19 protein-coding genes are annotated in these 18362 nt (G+C 73.0%); 8 read left to right on the top strand and 11 right to left on the bottom strand.

Annotated elements, in window-relative coordinates:
• The first annotated feature begins 85 nt into the window (after positions 1–85).
• Positions 86–1321, top strand: coding sequence for a cytochrome P450 (locus HF526_RS00405; RefSeq protein WP_169379167.1), 1236 nt, complete (start codon positions 86–88; stop codon positions 1319–1321).
• A gap of 85 nt (positions 1322–1406) precedes the next feature.
• Here the strand turns inward: HF526_RS00405 and HF526_RS00400 are convergent, their stop codons facing one another.
• From HF526_RS00400 to HF526_RS00370, 7 genes are all read right to left on the bottom strand, one after another.
• Positions 1407–1820, bottom strand: a complete 414-nt coding sequence (locus HF526_RS00400; protein WP_169379166.1) for a tautomerase family protein — start codon at positions 1818–1820, stop codon at positions 1407–1409.
• A gap of 64 nt (positions 1821–1884) precedes the next feature.
• Positions 1885–2256, bottom strand: a complete 372-nt coding sequence (locus HF526_RS00395) for a YkvA family protein (RefSeq protein ID WP_169379165.1) — start codon at positions 2254–2256, stop codon at positions 1885–1887.
• 40 nt (positions 2257–2296) lie between these two features.
• Positions 2297–2464: a hypothetical protein gene (locus tag HF526_RS00390; protein WP_169379164.1), complete on the bottom strand. Its 168-nt coding sequence runs from the start codon at positions 2462–2464 to the stop codon at positions 2297–2299.
• Between the two features lie 198 nt (positions 2465–2662).
• Complete coding sequence (locus HF526_RS00385; RefSeq protein WP_169379163.1) at positions 2663–4099, bottom strand: aldehyde dehydrogenase family protein; 1437 nt, start codon at positions 4097–4099, stop codon at positions 2663–2665.
• Complete coding sequence (dmpG, locus tag HF526_RS00380; protein WP_169379162.1) at positions 4096–5139, bottom strand: 4-hydroxy-2-oxovalerate aldolase; 1044 nt, start codon at positions 5137–5139, stop codon at positions 4096–4098. The genes HF526_RS00385 and dmpG overlap by 4 nt, the downstream gene beginning before the upstream one ends.
• A complete protein-coding gene (locus HF526_RS00375; protein WP_169379161.1) occupies positions 5136–6032 on the bottom strand; it encodes an acetaldehyde dehydrogenase (acetylating) in 897 nt (298 codons plus the stop codon). Before HF526_RS00375 ends, dmpG begins: the two co-directional genes overlap by 4 nt.
• A gap of 67 nt (positions 6033–6099) precedes the next feature.
• A complete protein-coding gene (locus tag HF526_RS00370; protein WP_169379160.1) occupies positions 6100–6831 on the bottom strand; it encodes a fumarylacetoacetate hydrolase family protein in 732 nt (243 codons plus the stop codon).
• A 70-nt stretch (positions 6832–6901) separates the two neighbouring features.
• On the opposite strand from HF526_RS00370, the gene HF526_RS00365 reads away from it, so the two are divergent.
• From HF526_RS00365 to HF526_RS00355, 3 genes are all read left to right on the top strand, one after another.
• The gene (locus HF526_RS00365; RefSeq protein WP_169379159.1) at positions 6902–7663 is read left to right on the top strand and encodes an IclR family transcriptional regulator domain-containing protein; all 762 of its coding nucleotides are present in this window, start codon (positions 6902–6904) and stop codon (positions 7661–7663) included.
• 34 nt (positions 7664–7697) lie between these two features.
• A complete protein-coding gene (locus HF526_RS00360) occupies positions 7698–9287 on the top strand; it encodes a thiamine pyrophosphate-dependent enzyme (protein ID WP_169379158.1) in 1590 nt (529 codons plus the stop codon).
• A gap of 171 nt (positions 9288–9458) precedes the next feature.
• On the top strand, positions 9459–10145 hold the full coding sequence (locus tag HF526_RS00355) for a PadR family transcriptional regulator (protein WP_169379157.1): 687 nt from the start codon (positions 9459–9461) through the stop codon (positions 10143–10145).
• A gap of 132 nt (positions 10146–10277) precedes the next feature.
• On the opposite strand, the gene HF526_RS00350 is transcribed toward HF526_RS00355, so the two are convergent.
• The 3 genes from HF526_RS00350 to HF526_RS00340 all read right to left on the bottom strand — a co-directional run bounded on the left by HF526_RS00350 (position 10278) and on the right by HF526_RS00340 (position 13138).
• Positions 10278–10673: an SCO5389 family protein gene (locus tag HF526_RS00350; protein ID WP_169379156.1), complete on the bottom strand. Its 396-nt coding sequence runs from the start codon at positions 10671–10673 to the stop codon at positions 10278–10280.
• Positions 10674–10705: 32 nt separating this feature from the next.
• The gene (locus tag HF526_RS00345; protein WP_169379155.1) at positions 10706–11656 is read right to left on the bottom strand and encodes a nucleotide-binding protein; all 951 of its coding nucleotides are present in this window, start codon (positions 11654–11656) and stop codon (positions 10706–10708) included.
• A gap of 135 nt (positions 11657–11791) precedes the next feature.
• Entirely contained in the window at positions 11792–13138 is a 1347-nt protein-coding gene (locus tag HF526_RS00340; protein WP_169379154.1) for an MFS transporter, read from the bottom strand.
• Positions 13139–13257: 119 nt separating this feature from the next.
• On the opposite strand from HF526_RS00340, the gene HF526_RS00335 reads away from it, so the two are divergent.
• Complete coding sequence (locus HF526_RS00335; protein ID WP_169379153.1) at positions 13258–14193, top strand: PAC2 family protein; 936 nt, start codon at positions 13258–13260, stop codon at positions 14191–14193.
• 120 nt (positions 14194–14313) lie between these two features.
• Here HF526_RS00335 and HF526_RS00330 read toward each other — a convergent pair whose 3' ends face one another.
• Positions 14314–16635 carry a transketolase-like TK C-terminal-containing protein gene (locus tag HF526_RS00330; protein ID WP_169379152.1) on the bottom strand — a complete coding sequence of 774 codons (2322 nt, stop codon included), beginning with the start codon at positions 16633–16635 and terminating at the stop codon, positions 14314–14316.
• Between the two features lie 146 nt (positions 16636–16781).
• On the opposite strand from HF526_RS00330, the gene HF526_RS00325 reads away from it, so the two are divergent.
• From HF526_RS00325 to HF526_RS00315, 3 genes are all read left to right on the top strand, one after another.
• The gene (locus HF526_RS00325) at positions 16782–17282 is read left to right on the top strand and encodes an Lrp/AsnC ligand binding domain-containing protein (RefSeq protein ID WP_169379151.1); all 501 of its coding nucleotides are present in this window, start codon (positions 16782–16784) and stop codon (positions 17280–17282) included.
• Between the two features lie 115 nt (positions 17283–17397).
• The gene (locus HF526_RS00320; protein ID WP_169379150.1) at positions 17398–17958 is read left to right on the top strand and encodes a type 1 glutamine amidotransferase domain-containing protein; all 561 of its coding nucleotides are present in this window, start codon (positions 17398–17400) and stop codon (positions 17956–17958) included.
• 4 nt (positions 17959–17962) lie between these two features.
• Positions 17963–18361, top strand: coding sequence for a PPOX class F420-dependent oxidoreductase (locus tag HF526_RS00315; protein ID WP_169379149.1), 399 nt, complete (start codon positions 17963–17965; stop codon positions 18359–18361).
• Position 18362 lies beyond the last annotated feature (1 nt).

Raw genomic sequence — 18362 nt, 5'->3', positions numbered from 1 at the left:
GCACATCGGCTGAAGCCGCCGCGCACAGCGGATCGATCGTGACCGGCATCACTCCTAGTGTCGGGCGGTACCCCGAGGAGGACCCATGACCGTCGAGGACCCCGCCGTCGCCCCGGTGCACGACTTCAACCCGATGATCTCCCCGCACCGGGAGGACCCGCACCTGTTCTACCGGGCGGCCCGGGAGCGGCCGGTCGAGCTCAGTCCGTCGATCGGCGCGTACATGGTCAGCCGCCACGCGGATCTCCTGACGGTGATCAACGACCCGGAGACGTACTCCTCGGCGGCCGCGGTGCCGCGGATCTACGACAACCCGCCCGAGGTGGTCGCCGAACTGGAGGGATACGTCCCCGAGACCGGCTACCTGGTCAACGAGGACGAGCCTGCGCACACCCCGATCCGCCGGGTGTTCGACGCCGGGTTCACCGGCGCCCGGGTGCGCGCGATGGTCCCGCGGATGCGCGAGCGGGCCGGCGAGCTGATCGAGGCGTTTCCCTCCGGGCAGGCCGACCTGGTCAGCGGCTACGCCGACCCGTTCGTGCAGACGATCATCAACGCCGTGATCGGCTTCCCGGCGGAGGACGCCGCGCGGATCCAGGCCTGGACGAACGACTTCGTGCTGCTGTGGAATCCGCTCGCCCCGGTCGACGGGAAGGTGGAGGCGGCCCGGCGGCTGCGCGACTACACCGACTACCTGCAGGCGCTGATCGACGCCCGCAAGGCCGACCGGCGCGACGACCTGATCTCCGACCTGGTGCACGGGGCGAACGGCTTCCCGGCCTACAGCGACGCCTACGCGCAGTGCATCATCCGCGGCGCCGCCCGGGTCGCCGGCTACGACACCACCCGCGACGCCATCACGTCCACGTTGCTGGTCACGCTCCAGGACCGGACGGTCCGCAACCGCGTGATCGCCGACCCGGCCCGCACCATCCCGCGGGTCATCGAGGAGGCGCTGCGCCGCGACGCGCCGCACCGCGGGCTGTTCCGGGTCACCACCCGGGACACCGTCCTCGGCGGCACGCCGCTGCCGGCCGGCTCGCCGTTGCTGCTGCTGTTCGGCTCGGGCAACCGCGACGAGACCGTCTTCCCGGAGCCGGACGCGGTGAACCTGGACCGGCCCAACGTGCGCGAGCACCTGGCGTTCGGCACCGGGGTGCACGTGTGCCCGGGCGCGCCGCTGGCCCGCGCCGAGATCCGCGTCGCGGTCGAGACGCTGCTGACGCGGCTGCCCGGGCTGCGGCTCGCCGACGGGTATCACCCCAGCTACATCGCGAGCTACTTCTTCCGCGGCCTGGAGACCCTCGACGTCACCTGGTGACTCTCGCACCACGAGCATGATCAGCGCATCAGGGACATCGCGGTCAGGTATGGCCGTGATGTCCCTGAAACGATGATCACCGGGATCATCCCGCTGCGCGGGCCGCGATCTCGGCCCGCCGCGCCGCGCTGGCAGGCACCCCGCCGATCCCCCAGTCGTCGGGGTCGACACGGATGATCCGCCCGCGCACCACGCCGCGGTCGACGCCCAGCACGTCGACGATGATGTCGGTGAACTCGGTGAGCAGCCGGTGCCGCTGCTCCAGCGGCCGGCCCTCCAGCACGAGGGCGGTGAAGTACGGCGCCGGCGCCGGGCCGGCCGTGGCGGGCACGCCCGCGGCCGCCCACTCGTGCGGCCCGTGCAGCGTGATCAGCGCCCGCACCCGCTCGATGGGCGAGTCGAGCACCGCGGCGTAGCGGGCGCTGAGCTCGGTCAGCAGCCGCGCGTGCTGATCCCGGGTGTGCTGGCCCTCGACGAGGTGGACGGTGACGATGGGCATGCCTGCCACGCTAGGCAGCCCGGGCGGCGCCGCCAACGGCCGCGTTCCCGCCCCGGGAAAGCGATCACGCCGCGGGCGCCTGCTCCACGATCACCGGCCGGGCGCGTTCCCACTCCAGGAAGCGCTGGGTCTCGACCAGGAACGCCCCGGCCAGCCACAGCGCCACGACGGCGTCGTCCACGAGCCCGACGACGGACATGAACATCTCCGGGATCAGGTCGAGCGGAGATGCGAGAAAGACGACGGCGCCGACGAGCAGGGCCAGCCGGCCCCGGGTCAGGCCTGGGTAGCGCCCGCTCATCGCACCGGCGGCCATCCGCGGCAGCGCCGCGAGCCGCGCACCGAGGCCGGGCGCGCCCGGTCGGCGCCCCTGCGCGATCGCCCGCCAGAGCGCCCGCAACGCGGCGAGACGCTGCGGGCCGAATCGTGGTGCCATGTCCGCACTCAACGCCGTCCAGGTCGCGGAAGTTCCCGCCTCACCGGATCGCCCGCCGGTCGGACTTGCTGGTCAGCGCGGAGTACGTGGCCGCCCCGAGGAACACCAGTGCGCCGACGACGACCGCCCAGGCCAGGAAGTCGAAGACCGCACCGACCACCGAGAACACGGCCCATACGACGAGCAGCGCCCCCAGCACCTTCAGCATCGGCCCCATCCCTCTCCCCCCGATCGACCACGCGCACCTCCAGTCTCCACCAACGGGACGAAAAGGTGTATCGGGAGTACCCGGACAGACCCGGTACAACCGGTTCGGGTGTCTCGAACCCGGACCGGACCGGAGCCGGAAAGCAGCGATCGCCCGGCGCGACTGCGCCGGGCGATCGCCGGTACCGGTCCCGGCCCGCTATCGACCTGGGGCGATGGCCATCACGACGGCCTTCGGCTCGGTGAAGAACTCCCGGCTGAAGTTGCCGCCCTCGCGCCCCCACCCCGAGTCGGCGAACCCGCCGAACGGCGCCCGCAGGTCGCGGATGAAGAAACAGTTGGTCCAGATCGTTCCGGCCCGCAACTGCGCCGCGACCCGGTGCGCCCGCGACAGGTTCTCGGTGAACACCATCGCGTTGAGCCCGTACGGCGAGTCGTTCGCCGCCCGGAGCGCCTCGGCCTCGGTGTCGAACGGGGTCACCGTGACGACCGGGCCGAAGACCTCTTCGCACTGGATCGGGGAGTCGGCGGGAGCGTCGACGATGACGGTGGGCTTGACCACCCAACCGTCTCCCAGACCGCCGGTGAGCATCTTGCCCGCGGGGTTCTCCAGGTAGCCGCGCACCTTCTCGTAGTGCGTCCGTGACGCGAGCGGGCCGATCTGGGTCGCCGGGTCGCGCGGGTCGCCGATCACCAGCTTCTCCGCGGCCGCGACGAACCGGTCGAGGAACTCGTCGAGGATCGCGCGCTCGACGTAGAGCCGGCTGCCGGCCAGGCACACCTGGCCGGCGTTGGTGAAGATCGCCTTGATCGACCAGTCCACCGCGTTGTCCAGGTCGGCGTCGGCGAACACCAGGTTGGCGCCCTTGCCGCCGAGCTCCAGGCTGACCGGGGTGAGATTCTTCGCCGCCTCCCCGGTGATGATCCGGCCGGTCCCCGACTCGCCGGTGAACGTGATCCGGTCGACCCGCGGATCGGTGGTCAGCGCGGCGCCCGCGGATCCGGGGCCGTAGCCGTGCAGCACGTTGAACACCCCGGGCGGGATGCCGGCCTCGAGGGCGAGCCGGGCCATGATGGTCGCCGACGCCGGACTGTCCTCGGCCGGCTTCAGCACCACGGTGTTGCCCCAGGCCAGCGCCGGGGCGACCTTCCACGACTCCAGCATCAGCGGGAAGTTCCACGGCGCGATCGCCGCGACCACCCCGGCCGGCTCGTAGCGGGTGTAGGCGTGGTGGCCGGTGTCCATCGGCAACGTCTCAGCCATCGCGAGCCGGGCGTGGTCGGCGAAGAAGCGGAAGTTCTGCGCGGCGCGCGGGACGTCCTTGCCCTTGGCGTCGGCGACCGGCTTGCCCATGTCCCGGGAGTCGGCCAGCGCGAGCTCGTCGGCGTGCGCCTCGACCAGATCCGCCAGCTTGTGGATCAGCGCGCCGCGCTCGGCGAAGCCCATCCGCGGCCAGGGCCCGGAGTCGAAGGCCCGGCGCGCGGCGGTGACCGCACGGTCGGCCTCCGCGGCACCACCGAGCGCGACCTGCGCCCACGGCTCCCGGGTCCACGGGTCGATCGAGTCGAACCGGGCGCCGTCGGCCGACCCGAGCTCCTCGCCGTCGATGATGTGGCCGAAGAAGACCGTGCTCACGACGTCGCCTCGACCTTCTTCGTCGCCAGCTCGATCGCCACGTCGATGATCATGTCCTCCTGGCCGCCGACGTAGCCCAGCTCGCCGACGCGGGCGAGGATGTCGTAGGCCGGGATCCCGTAGCGCTGCGCAGCCCGCTCGGCGTGCAGCAGGAAGCTGGAGTAGACGCCGGCGTAGCCCTGCACGATCGCGTTGCGGTCCATCGAGGGCCAGCGCGGCAGGAACGGCTTGACGACGTCCTCCGCCGCGGCCAGCACGCCGGCCACGTCGACGCCGGTGACGATGTCGAGCTTGTCGAACGTCGCGGCGAGCACCTCGGTCGGCGAGTTGCCCGCCCCGGCTCCGAGCGCACACAGCGCCCCGTCGATCTGCTTGGCGCCGTTGTTGTAGGCCAGCACCGAGTTGGCCACGCCGAGCGAGAGGTTCTGGTGGCCGTGGAAGCCGACCTGTGCCTGGTGCCCGATCTCGCGGACGATCGCCTCGACCCGGACCTGCGCGGTGTCGAGCACCAGCGCACCGGCGGAGTCGACGCAGTACACGCACTGGGCGCCGGCGTCGACCATGATCCGGGCCTGCCGGGCCAGTTCCTCGGGCGAGGCCTTGTGGGCCATCATGAGGAACCCGACGGTCTCCATACCCAGGTCCCGGGCCAGCCCGAAGTGCTGGATGGAGACGTCGGCCTCGGTGCAGTGCGTGGCGACCCGGGCCACCCGGGCGCCGGCGTCGTAGGCCCGCTGCAGATCCTTCATGGTGCCGATGCCGGGCACCAGCAGCACGGCGATCGCGGCCTGCTTCGCCTCGTCCACCCCTGCGGCGATCAGCTTGATCTCGTCCTCGGCGGAGAAGCCGTAGTTGAACGACGAGCCGCCGAGCCCGTCGCCATGGGTCACCTCGATGACCTCGACGCCCGCCGCATCCAGCGCGTGCACCGTGGCCCGGACCTGCTCCTCGGTGAACTGGTGCGCCATCGCGTGGCTGCCGTCGCGCAGTGTGGTGTCGGTGATCCGGACGTCGTGCCGGATGGTCGGCATGTCGCTCATACCGCGGCCCCCTGCTTCGCCTGGGCCATCAGCTCGCCCACACGGGCGGCCGCAGCCGTCATGATGTCGAGATTGCCGGCGTATTCCGGCAGGTAGTCCCCGTTGCCCTTGACCTCGAGGAACACCGCGACCCGGCCGTTGCCCGACCAGGTGTCGCGCGGATCGTCGAACTGCGGCTCGGCGCGGAGCGTGTAACCGGGTACGTACTGCTGCACCTCGGCCACCATCTCGTGGATCGACTCGGTGATCGCGCTCTGGTGGGCGTCGGGACCGATCATGCAGAACACCGTGTCGCGCATGATCATCGGCGGCTCGACCGGATTCAGGATGATGATCGCCTTGCCGCGGGCGGCGCCTCCGACCTCCGCTACGGCCTGGCCGGTGGTGTGGGTGAACTCGTCGATGTTCGCCCGGGTGCCGGGGCCGGCCGACCGCGAGGCCACCGACGCCACGATCTCGGCGTAGGGCACCGGGGTCACCCGGGACACCGCGTGCACCATCGGGATCGTCGCCTGCCCACCACAGGTGATCATGGAGACGTTGGGGGCGTCGATGTGGTCGCGCAGGTTCACCGGCGGGCAGACCATCGGGCCCAGGTGCGCCGGAGTGAGGTCGACGGCCTGGATGCCGGCCTCGGCGTAGCGCGGCGCGTTCGCGATGTGCGCCCTGGCCGAGGTCGCCTCGAAGACGATCTCGGGCAGCGGGTCCTGGCGCAGCAGCCAGTCGACGCCCTCGGCGCTGGCCGCGATGCCCTGCTCGCGGGCGCGCGCCAGGCCGTCGGACTCGACCACGCCCACCATGTAGGCGACCTCGATCGAGCTGCTGCGCTGCAGCTTGGCCAGCAGGTCGGTGCCGATGTTGCCCGGCCCGACGATGGCGGCAATGGTGCTCATGTCACGGAGGGTTGCAGTCGCCGCGGCCCGGTGGAACCGCGATGTTCCGATCAGCGAAACACGATTCTCACGGGCGACGTACCCGCACCGCGACGTCGCCGCCGAAGACGGCCTCGACGACGTCTCCCGGCTGCAACGGGACGGCCGCGGTCAGCCCACCGGTGATCACCAGATCCCCCGCCCGCAGCTGCTCGCCGCGGCGCCGCAGTTCCCGGGCCAGCCACTCCAGCGCGATGAAGGGGTGGCCCATCGCCGCCGCACCGGTGGCCTGCCCGGCCGGGTCACCGTTGCAGCGCAGCTCGACGGTGAGCGCGTCGAGACCGTCGGCGGGCAACGGCGGGCCGAGCACCACCCCGGCCGCGGAGGATCCGTCGGCGGTGTTGTCCTCCAAGGTGAATCGGTAGTCCCGCCAGACCGAGTCGACGATCTCGCACGCCGCCAGCACCTCGCCCGGGCCACCACCGGGGTCGACCCGGACGGCGATCTCCGGCTCGACCCGCGGCTGGACGAGATGCGCGGGCGCGGGCCGGCCGTCCGGCACCAGCATGCCGTCGAGCAGCGGGCCGAAGTTCGGTGCCTCCACCCCCATCTGCGCCCGCATGGCGGCCGACGTGTAGCCCAGCTTCCACCCGATGCGCCGTGCGCCGCGCCCGGTGCGCAATGCCGTCAGGTGCCGCTGCACCGCGTACGCGGTGTCGAGATCGAGCGGCGCGCGGTCGCTGATCGGGTCGAGAAGCCGGCGTTCGCGGTGCGCGGTGTCGATCGCGAGGGCCAGGTCGTGGGCACGGTCGGCGAGCACGGCCGCAAGCCTGCCAGCTCGCCCGCGTCGAGACTGGACTCCCGCGCGGGCGGCTCGGACGATAGGCCCTGTGCGTTCCGCTCACCGAAACGAGACCCCGAACTCCGTGCTCGGCCGGGCGTTCACGCTCCTCACCGCGTTCCGCCCCGGCGATGCCGAGCTGAGCCTGGCCGAGCTGTGCCGGCGCACCGGGCTGCCGAAGGCGACCGCGCACCGACTGCTCGCCGAACTCGCGGACTGGGACATCGTGGAACGCACCCCCACCGGCGTGCGGCTGGGCATGCGACTGTTCGAGCTCGGTCAGCTCGCCCCGCTGCAGCGCGGCCTGCGCGAGGCGGCGGCGCCGTTCCTCACCGACCTGTTCGAGGCCACCCTCGAGACCGTGCACCTCGCCGTGCCCGACGGCACCGACGTCGTCTATGTGCAGAAGATCGACGGCCGTCGCGGGCCGGCCGTCGCCTCCCGGGTCGGGGGGCGGATGCCGGCGTACTGCACAGGTGTCGGCAAGGCACTGCTGGCCTTCGGCCCACCCGAACGGCTGGCCGCGGTCCTCGCCGCCGGGCTGGAGCGGCGCACCCCGCGCACGGTGATCGCACCCGGGCTGCTCGACCAGGAGTTGGCCGCGGTGCGCCGGCGCGGGGTGGCCGAGGAGCACGAGGAGTCGACCGTCGGGATCGCCTGCGTCGCCGCCCCGGTGCTGGACGCCGCGGGCCTCGCCGTCGCCGCCGTCTCGATCACCGGGTGGGTCAACCGGATGGACACCACGCGGCTCGCCCCGGCCGTCCGTACCGCTGCGATGGGCATATCCCGGGTCCTGCGCCGCGGGGACTGATCGGGACCGGACCGGATGCGTAGGGTCTGGGGACGTGGCAGAACCCATCGTGGCGGGCCAGATCCTCGACATCGTCGCGGCGCACGGCGCGACGACGGTCTTCGGGCTACCGGGGGTGCACAACCTCGCGTTCTGGCGCGATCCCGGCCGGGCGCCGGTCGTGGTGCGCCACGAGCAGGCGACCGTCTACGCCGCCGACGGCTGGGCGCGGCGCACCGGCCGGCTGGGCGCCGCGATGGTGACGACGGGCCCCGGTGCCGCGAACGCCGTCGCCGCGTTCGGCGAGGCCGCGGCGGCGCACTCCCCCGTCGTGCTCGTCGCCTCGGAGATCCCGCAGTCGCAGCGCCGGCCCGGGCGGCTGCGCGGCGTGCTGCACGAGTCGCGCGACCAGGCGGCGCTGTTCGCCCCGCTGGCGAAGGCGGTGTTCACCCCGCGCACTCCGGCCGAGGTGGCCCGCGACGTCGCCGCGGCGGCGGCCTGCGCGCTGACCGAGCCGCGCGGGCCGGTGTACGTCGACGTGCCTGCCGACGTACTGGGAGCCGAGGCGGCGGCCGACCCGCCCGAGCCGGAGCCCTCCCCCGGGAGCGCGCCCGCCGGCGCGGACCTCGACGCCGCCGCCGCGCTGCTGGCCGGGGCCCGGGTGGTGCTGTGGGCCGGCGGGGCCGCGGCCGACGTCCCCGGCCCGCTCGCCGCGCTGGCCACCCGGCTGGGGGCCCCGGTGGTGACGAGCTACCAGGCGCGCGGCTGTCCCGGGGCGCTGGGGGTCCCGCCGCACGAGCCGGAGGCGGCTGCGCTGATCGGCTCGGCGGACGTGCTGCTCGCCGTCGGCGGCGACCTGGACGGGATGAACACCCGGAACTGGGCGATGCCGCGCCCGCCGCGGCTGGTCACCGTCGACCCGGCGCGGCCGGCCGACCCGCCGGAGTGGACCGCCGACGCGGCGGTGACCGGCCGGCTCGACGAGACACTGGCCGGGTTGGCCGGCCGGGTCGCCGAGCAGGCCCCGTGGGCGGCTCCCGGGCTGCGGGCGCAGGTCCTGGAGCGGCTGCGCGCCGACCCGGCGACCGCCGAGGCCGCGGCGCTGGTCGACGCCGTCGCGGCGGCCCGCACCCCGGACACGATGCTGGTCTGCGACATGGCGGTGGCCGGGTACTGGGTCGGCGGGTACGCCGAGGTCCCGGCGCCGCGCGGGCTGGCCTACCCGGTCGGCTGGGGAACGCTCGGCTTCGGCCTGCCCGCCGCGCTGGGCGCCGCCGCGACCGGGGCACCGGTGCTTGCGGTGTGCGGCGACGGCGGCCTGATGATGGCGCTCGGCGAGCTGGCCACGCTGGTGCAGGAACGCCTGCCGGTCACCGTGCTCGTCGTCGACGACGCCGGCTACGGGATGCTGCGCTACGACCAGGCGCGAGCCGGGACCCCGCACGCGGGGGTGGATCTGGTGACGCCCGACTTCCTGGCGCTGGCCGCCTCGTTCGGGCTACCGGCGACCGGGGTACCCGCGATCGCCGACGGGCTCGCCGGTGTGCTCGCCGACGCGCTGCGTTCCGGCGCCCCACACCTGGTCCGCGTCCCGGCCCGTCTCACCCCTCCCCGCACCACCTCTCCCCGCTGGCACGAAGCCTGACACCTCTACCCCGCGTGCCATCGGGGTGGCTTTGCGGGCACCGAGCGTCAGCAAGGCCACCCCGATGACACGAGAAGGGGGTTGCCAGCCGTACAGTCGCGATATATCGTGATGGCACGCGAGCCGATCGAGAAAGGGGCTCGTCACGAACAACGATCAAGGAGACGAACGATGAACGCCATGAATCCCGCATGGGATCCCCGCTGGTCCGCTTTCGGCGGACGACCTTTCGGCGGCCCCCGCGCCGCCTTCCGCGCCGCGATGGCGGGCGGACACCATGACGACGAGCACGAGGCGCGGCACGGCCGCGGCGGACGCCGCCACGGCGGCCCGCGCTTCGGCCCGGGCTTCGGGCCCGGCTTCCCACCGCCGTTCGGGCCCCGCGGCTTCGGCGGCCCCCGCGGCCGGCGTGGCCGCCGGACCTCCCGCGGTGACGTCCGCGCCGCCGTGCTGGCCCTGGTCGCCGAGCAGCCGCGGCACGGCTACGAGATCATCCAGGAGATCACCGAGCGCTCCGGCGGCGCGTGGCGCCCGAGCCCCGGCTCGGTGTACCCGACGCTGTCCCAGCTCGAGGACGAGGGCCTGGTCCGCGTCGAGCAGACCGAGGGGCGCCGGGTCGTCCACCTCACCGAGGAGGGCACCCGTTACGTCGCCGAGCACCGCGAGGAGCTCGACAAGGTCTGGGAGTCCGTCCGCCGCGACGCCGACGAGGACACCGGCGAGCTGTGGGACCAGCTGAGCCAGCTGCACGCCGCGGCGATGCAGGTGATGGCCACGGGCACACCCGAGCAGATCGAGACGGCCACCGCCACGATCACCGAGGCCCGCAAGTCGATCTACCGGCTCCTGGCCGAGTGAGCGGCTGCGCCGCCCGTACGCGGTGAGTGGTGCCCTGGCACCACGCACCGCGCGCGACCTCGCGGCGGGACGGGCGTGGAACGGCAGCGGCCCCGGTGCACCTGGTGCACCGGGGCCGCTGTCACACCCGGATCAGCAGTCGCGCAGCTCCGGGGACTGGTTCAGGACCTGGCCCCGCGGGGAGATGAACTCACGGTAGATGTCGGAGTCGACCGCCTCGGGACGGAAGGCCGCGACCCGGTGGCAGTTCTGGAACGCCAGGGTCACGCCGTGGTGCCGCTCCAGCGCACCGCGGATGGCGTTGCTGGCCAGCGCGCGCAGCAACTGCCCACGGGCCTGCTCGTTCGGCGGCGGGACCTCGTGCTCACCGAACGGGGCGCCCGGCTTCGCGGCCAGGTCCTCGGCCGCGGCCCCGATCACCTGCCAGGCATAGGGCAGCGAGTCGCGCACCACGGCCACGAACTGGGCGTCGTCCAGCTCGCGGCGCTCGGCGGCGGTCAGGACATCGGCGGGGACATCGAGGGACATCGATCCTCCAGCAACTTGCGGTGGTGGAAAGGTCAGCGGGCGAGGACGCCCGGACCTGGCACGAAGTCGGGGGCGATCTGCGCGGCGAGATCGGCCCCGACCGCCCGGTTGCCCCAGGCGGCGGCGTTGCGCAGGTGGAACTCGACGGTGTTGCGGTGGTACGCGGCCCAGTCGCGGGTCTGCGCGTCCAGCGCCTCCAGCACCGAGCCGAGGACCGTGAGGTTGTCAGGCTCGAGCCGGGAGAGCGGGGCGACCTCGCCGCGCTCGGCGGAGCGAACCCAGGCCGACTGCCCGATGTGGCCCAGCAGCGCGTCGCCGACCTGCTCGCGCAGGTAGTCGACGTCGGCGGGGTCGGTGACCTTGTTGCCCAGCACCCGCAGCTGCACGCCGTGCCCGGCCGCGTGCTCGACGTACTGGTGGTACACCCCGACCCCGCGCCGGGTCGGCTCGCTGACCAGCACGGTCAGGTCGAACCGGGTGAACAGTCCGGAGGCGAACGCGTCGGCGCCCGCGGTCATGTCGACGACGACGTACTCGCCGGCGCCGTCCATGAGGTGGTTCAGGTAGAGCTCCACCGCGCCGGTCTTGGAGTGGTAGCAGGACACCCCGATGTCGTCCTCGTCGAACTCGCCGGTGACGAGGTAGCGGATGTCGCCCACGGTCGCGCTGTAGCGGGACAGCAGCTCGCCGGCCGGGTCGAGGTCGAGCAGCCGCGAACCGGGCCCCGGCGGCGTCGTCTTGATCATCGCGTCGGCGGACGGAAGCAACGGGTTGGTGCCGCGCAGGTGGTCCTTGAGCCACGCCAGATCCGCGCCCAGCGGCCGCGGCGGCGCCCCGGTGGCGCCGAGCGCCTGGCCGAGGTGCTGGTTGATGTCGGCGTCGATCGCGAGTACCGGATGGCCGAGCTCCGCAACGTAACGGGTGAACAGCGACGCCATCGTCGTCTTGCCACTACCGCCCTTGCCCACGAACGCGATCCGCACCGTTCCCCCTGACTCATCGCTGATGACTACGGTAACGATAGTGGTTGTCACTAACGAGTGATCATCTCGGGCCGGTCGGCACGACACGTGAGCGGGCCACTGCTCCACCCGGGCGTCACGCGACGTCGTGGCAGGTCAGGTGGATGACGGCGGCCGGGCGTCGGAGCGGTCGTCACGACGGCGGGCCTGCCGCCGGACCGCGAGGACCTCACGCAGCGGTGGCACCACCGTGCCCTCGGCGGCCATCTTCCGGCGGGCCTTGCGGCGCGCCACGACGACGCCGGTCAGCGCGATCGCCCACACCAGGTACTGCACGGTCCAGGCCGCCCGGAACGCATCCGGGGTGTACCCGCCGGCCCCACCCGGACCGGCCACCCCGAGCAGCACCCCGATCGCGAGCGTCACCAGCAGCGAGGCGCTGAACCCGCCGACGTTGACGATGCCGACCGCGGTGCCCTGCCGATGGCCGGGGTTGAACGTGCGCGCGTAGTCGAAGCCGATCATCGAACCGGGCGGGCCGAGCGCGAGCACCACCACGAGCAGGACCAGCAGCCACGCCGGCACGGGCGGCGGGATCACGAGCACCACCGTCCAGCACACGGCCGTCACCGCGATCACCGCGATCACCAGCCACGACCGGCGCATCGGGTGCCGGGCGGTGAACTCCCCGAACAACGGCCCGGCCACGACCCCCACCGCGACGAACACGGTGAGCAGCACGCTCGCCGTCGTCGCGGACAGGCCCTGCCCCGCGACGAGGTACGGCACGCCCCACAGCAGCGCGAACACCATCCCGGAGAACTGGGTGCCCATGTGCGAGAACATGCCCAGCCGGGTACCGGGTTCCGTCCACGCCAGACGCAGGCCGTCGACGATCTCCCGCGGGGACGGCGTGGCGGGCGCGGCCGCCGCCCCGGGCGGCCGGTTGCGGAACACCGCGGTGACGGCGATCGCGGCGAGCAACCCGACGCCGGCGGCCGACAGGAATGCCGGGGTCCACCCTGGCCCGTGCAGCAGCGCGGCGAGCGGGACGGCGCTGAGCACCTGGCCGAGCTGACCGAGCAGGCCGGTCATCTGGGTCATCGTCGGCACCTGCCGCGGCGGGAACCACACGGTGACCACCGCGAGCACGCTGATGAACGTCAGCGCGTCACCTGCCCCGACGAGGACCCGGGCCGCGATGGCCAGCGGCAGCGACGTCGCCAGGGCCAGCAGCAACTGCCCGGCCGACATGATCAGCGCACCGGTGATGACCAGCCGCCGGGCACCGTAGCGGTCCAGCAGCACCCCGACCGGCACCTGCAGGCCGGCGTAGACCAGCAACTGCAGCACGACGAACCCCGACAGGGCGGCGGGCGCGGCGTCGAAGCGGTCGGCCGCGTCCAGGCCTGCGACCCCGAACGACGTCCGGTGCATCACCCCGACGAGGTAGGCGAACAGGCCGACCGACCACACGACCCAGCGGCGACGACGGACATCCATAGCGAGACGATGGTGCGCGAATCCCGGCTGAAACGGGATGCTGTGCGGGCAGTTTCACGTTGCAGCAGACGAATGCGTGCGCAAAGACCGCAGTGGAATGTCGATGGCCGGAGGTAGCGGTGTTGGACCCCGAAGAGCTGTACCGGGTGGATGCGGACGCCCCGCACGTGACCGAGCCGGTGCTGGTGGTCGCGCTCGACGGCTTCGTCGACGCGGGTAACGCGGGGCGCCTGGCGGTGGAGGCGTTGCGGGACGGCCGGGAGGCCACGCCGGTCGTGCGGTTCGACACCGACCAGCTGATCGACTACCGGTCGCGGCGCCCGCCGCTGCGTTTCGAGACCGATCACTGGGCCGCCTACAGCGCCCCCGAGCTCGAGATCGTCTCGCTCACCGACACCGCTGACACCCCCTACCTGCTGTTGTCCGGGCCGGAACCGGACACCCAGTGGGAGCGGTTCTCCGCCGCGCTGGTGCAGATCGTGCGCCGCCTCGGGATCCGGCTGGTGATCACGCTGACCGGCATCCCGATGGCCGTGCCGCACACCCGGCCGATCGGCGTGACCGTGCACGGCACCCGGCCCGAGCTGACCGAGGGCCACGAGGCCTGGTTCGCCACAGCCGAGGTGCCCGGTAGCGCGGCGGCGCTGATGGAGTTCCGGCTCGGCGAGGCCGGCCACGACGCGATGGGCTTCGCGGTGCACGTCCCGCACTACCTGGCCCGCGCGGAGTACCCGCAGGCCGCGCGCGTCCTGCTCGACCACACCGGCCTGGCCGCCGGGCTGTACCTGCCCACCGACGCGCTGTCCCGGGCCGCCGAGCAGACCGAGGCCCAGATCGCGGAGCAGGTCGCAGGCTCCGAGGAGGTCGCCCAGGTGGTGCAGGCGCTGGAGCGCCAGTACGACATGGTCTCCGCCGGCCGCGGTGAGCGGTCGAGCCTCGGCCTCGGCGGCGAGCTGCCCAGCGCGGAGGAGTTGGCCGCGGAGGTCGAGCGCTTCCTGGCCGACCAGGACGGCGACGAGGAGGACGGCCCCGCCGGGCCCGGATCACCCGCCTGATCCCCGGACCCGCGAGTCGGCAGATTCTGGACCGCGAGTCGGCAGTTTCGGGAGACCGAGACGACACCGCGCGTCGACGAGAAGTGCCGACTCACCCTCCCGAAAGTGCCGACTCGCGGGTCAGTCGGTGAGGTCGAGGGCGGCGCCGATGATGCTGTCGGTGTCGAGGCCGTGGTAGCGGTAGACCTGCTCGAGGTCACCGGACTGGCCGAACCGGGAGACCCCGAGGTGGGTGGCCCGGACCTGGTTGATCCCCGCCAGGAAGGCCAGCGTGTGCGGGTGCCCGTCCAGCACCGTGACCAGCGGCGCGGCCCGGCGCGCGGGGAACGCGGCGTCGAGGATCCAGCTCTCGCCGTCCCCGCGCCCGGCGCGCGCCTGCACCGCGTCGAAGACCAGTCCCGCGCTGGTCACGCACACCACGTCGGCCGGCACGCCCTGCTCGGCCAGCCGGTCGGCCGCGGCGAGCGCCTCGGGCACCACGGCGCCCATCGCCGCGATCGTCACCGCCGGCTCCCCCTCGCACCGCCGCAGTGGGTATGCACCCGCCACGACCTGCCGGCGGCGCCGTTCCCGCGCGGCCGGGTCGGCCGGCACCGCGGCGAGGGTCTGGTCCACCGGGCGGGTGGAGAGCCGCAGGTAAGCCGAGGACCCGTCCGGGCGCCCGAGCCGGGCCAGCGACGCCAGCAGCGTCCACTCCACGTCGATCGCGAACGCCGGCTCGTAGCTCACGCAGCCGGGCTGCTCCAGACCCACCGACGGCGTGGTGACCGACTGGTGCGCACCGCCCTCGGGCGCGAGCGAGACCCCCGACGGGGTGCCGACCAGGATCGACTGCCCGCCCGCGTAGATCCCGAACGACCACGGCTCCAGCGCGCGCTCGACGAACGGGTCGTAGAGCACCCCGATCGGCAGCAGCGGCTGCCCCCACCGGCTCCACGTCGCACCCAGCTCACCCAGCAGCCCCACCAGGTTCGTCTCCGCGATGCCCAGCTCCAGGTGCTGCCCGGTGGGCCGCTCGCGCCAGTGCAGGATCGTCTCCGGGTCGTCGGCGAACCAGTCGACCCGCTCGCGCGCCGACCAGACCCCGACCTTGTTCACCCAGCCGCCGAGGTTGGTCGACGAGCTGACGTCCGGGCACAGCGTGACCACCCGGCGCGCCGCCTCGGGCGCGGACCGGGTCAGGTCGAGCAGCGCCCGGCCGAGCGCGGCCTGCGTGGTGGCCTTCCCGGACGGGGTCCGGCCGATGTCGGTGGGCAGCGCCGGGACGGCCGTCGTGGTCACCGGGTCGCGGCGCAGCCGGTCGGCCACCTCGGCGCACACTGCGGCGGCCGCGCTGCCCTCGGGGAACCGGGCCCACGGCGCGTCCGGGTCGGCGCCGACGTGGGCGGCGAGCTCGGCGAACTGCTCGGCGTTGAGCAGCGACGAGTGGTTCTGCGGGTGCCCCTCGCTGGCCAGCCCGTAGCCCTTCACCGTGTAGGCGAAGATCACCGTCGGCCGGGTGTCGTCGATCGCGCGCAGCGTGTCGCCGAGCGCGGCGAGGTCGTGCCCGCCGAGGTTGCGGAGGGCGGCGTGCAGCGTGGCGTCGTCGAGGGTGTCGATCAGCGCCCGCAGCTCGTCGGAGTCGGGCAGGCGCTCGCGCAGTTGCGCCGGGGTGCAGCGCAGCAGCCGCTGGTACTCCGGGTTCTGCATGTCGTCGATGCGCCGGCGCAGCGCGGCGCCACCGGGACGGTCGAACAGCTCGTGCAGCAGCCGGCCGTACTTGACCGTCAGCACCTGCCAGCCGGCGGCGTCGAACATGCCCTGCAGCCGGGTCGCGCCGATGTTGGGCACGACCCGGTCGAGCGACTGCCGGTTCAGGTCGACGATCCACACCACCTCGCCGAGCTCGCCGACCATCGGGTCGAGGATCGCCTCCCAGCACGCGCCCTCGTCGAGTTCGGCGTCGCCGACCAGCGAGTACTGCCGCCCGGTGCCCGCGCCCCCGGTCGTCGACTCCACGTAGCGACGGGCCAGCGCACCCCAGATCGGCGCCGTGGCCCCGATGCCGACCGAGCCGGTCGAGTAGTCGACCGGGTCGGGGTCCTTGGACCGGCTCGGGTAGCTCTGCAGCCCGCCGAAGGCGCGCAGCGTCGTCAGGTAGTGCTCGTCGAGCTCGCCGAGCAGGTAGTTGATCGCGTGCAGCACCGGTGAGGCGTGCGGCTTGACCGAGACCCGGTCGGCCGAGCGCAGGTGCTCGAACCACAGCGCCGTCATGATCGTGACCATCGACGCGCTCGACGCCTGGTGCCCGCCGACCTTCAATCCCGTCGGGTTGGGCCGCACCCGGTTGGCGTGGTCGATGATCGCCGTGGACAGCCAGAGCACCCGCTGCTCCACCTCCCGGAGCACCGCGAGCCGGTCACCCCACTGATCGAGGGCAGCCTCCGGGGCCGTACTGGTCATCGCTCATCACCGTCCGAAAAGCCACGCCGACGCTGGCAACTTGCCTGCCAACTGCACCATCAGGATCATGACTGCACAAGTTGGGGCCGAAACCTCGAGCAGATTGCTCAGAGTGGGCGGGTAATCTCCAGGGAAGGGCGGGCATTGTGCGCAGCACCGGTCAGGTCGACGCGATCGACGCGCGGCTGCTCCTCGCACTCACCGAGAGCCCGCGGGCGACCGTGCTCGCGCTGGCCGAACAGGTGGGGCTGTCCCGCAACACCGTGCAGGCGCGGCTGGCCCGGCTCGAGGAGCGCGGCGTGCTGTCCAGCTTCGAGCGACGGATCGACCCGGCCGCGCTGGGTTACCCGCTGACCGCGTTCGTCACCGTGCAGGTCACCCAGCGCATGCTCACCGAGGTCGCCGCCGCGCTGGACCGGGTGCCGGAGGTGATCGAGGTACACGGCCTGTCCGGGCAGACCGATCTGCTGGTGCACGTGGTCGCCCGCGACGCCGACGACCTCTACCGGATCGCCGGCCAGCTGCTGGCCACCGAGGGCGTCGAGCGCACCACCACGGCGCTGGTGATGCGCAAGCTCGTCGAGCACCGGATGGCCCCGCTGCTCGAGCGCCTGATCAGCGGCGGGACGGGCACCGACGACGGCTGACCCGTCCACCGGGGCGGATCGGACCGTGCCGGTTGGACCTGCCAGGGCGTCGCCCCCATGGGCGCCCGCGGCCAGGGTCGAACCGACCGATCATCCGGCCTCGGAGGTAGGAACCATGAAGGACCTGGAAGGCAAGCGGATCGCGATCCTTGCCGCCAACGGCGTCGAGCGCGTCGAGCTCGAGATGCCACGCGGAGCGCTGTACGGAGCGGGCGCGACGAGCGACCTGCTGTCCATCCACACCGGCGAGATCTGGGCCCGGCAGTGGGACAAGGACCCGGCCGGGACGTTCCAGGTGGACGGCCTCGTCTCCGAGGCCTCCGTCAGCGACTACGACGCACTGCTGCTCCCCGGTGGCACGGTCAACCCCGACACCCTGCGCATCAACGCCGACGCGATGGGCTTCGTCCGCGACTTCGTGGCGTCCGGCAAGCCCATCGCCGCGATCTGCCACGGGCCGTGGAGCCTGGTCGAGGTCGGGGCGGTCCGCGGTCACCGGTTGACCTCGTGGCCGAGCCTGTGGACCGACATCCGCAACGCCGGCGGTGAGCCCGTCGACCAGGAGGTCTGCATCGACGGCCAGTTCACCACCAGCCGCTCGCCGTACGACCTGCCCGCGTTCTGCCCGGCGATCATCCAGCAGTTCGCCGGCGTGCGCGAGAAGGTCGCGGGCTGACCCGATGCCCCCGCCCCCGCTGCCCGACGCGATCGTCGAGATGCTGGAGCAGCCCAACCCGGCGGTCATCGGGACCGTGCGCCCGGACGGCGCCCCGAGCACGGTCCCCACCTGGTACTTGTGGGACGACGGGAAGATCGTGGTCAGCATGGATGCCGAGCGTCGGCGGCTGTCCCACATCCGCCGTGACCCGCGGGTCTCCCTCACCGTGCTGGACGAGCAGGACTGGGGCACCCACGTCAGCATGCGGGGCCGGATGTCGCTGCTCGACGACAACGACCTGCTGGTGATAGACCGGATCGCGCAGCACTACACCGGTAAGGCCTACGAGATCCGGGACCGGCCGCGGGTCACCGGCTGGATCGAGATCGAGGCCTGGCACGCCTGGGGGCGGTTCGCGTGAT

Origin of the sequence: Pseudonocardia acidicola (assembly GCF_012911935.1) — a bacterium.
GTDB lineage: Bacteria > Actinomycetota > Actinomycetes > Mycobacteriales > Pseudonocardiaceae > Pseudonocardia > Pseudonocardia acidicola.
The sequence above is the reverse complement of the archived record's forward strand: the minus strand, read 5'-3'. Positions and strand labels throughout refer to the sequence as shown.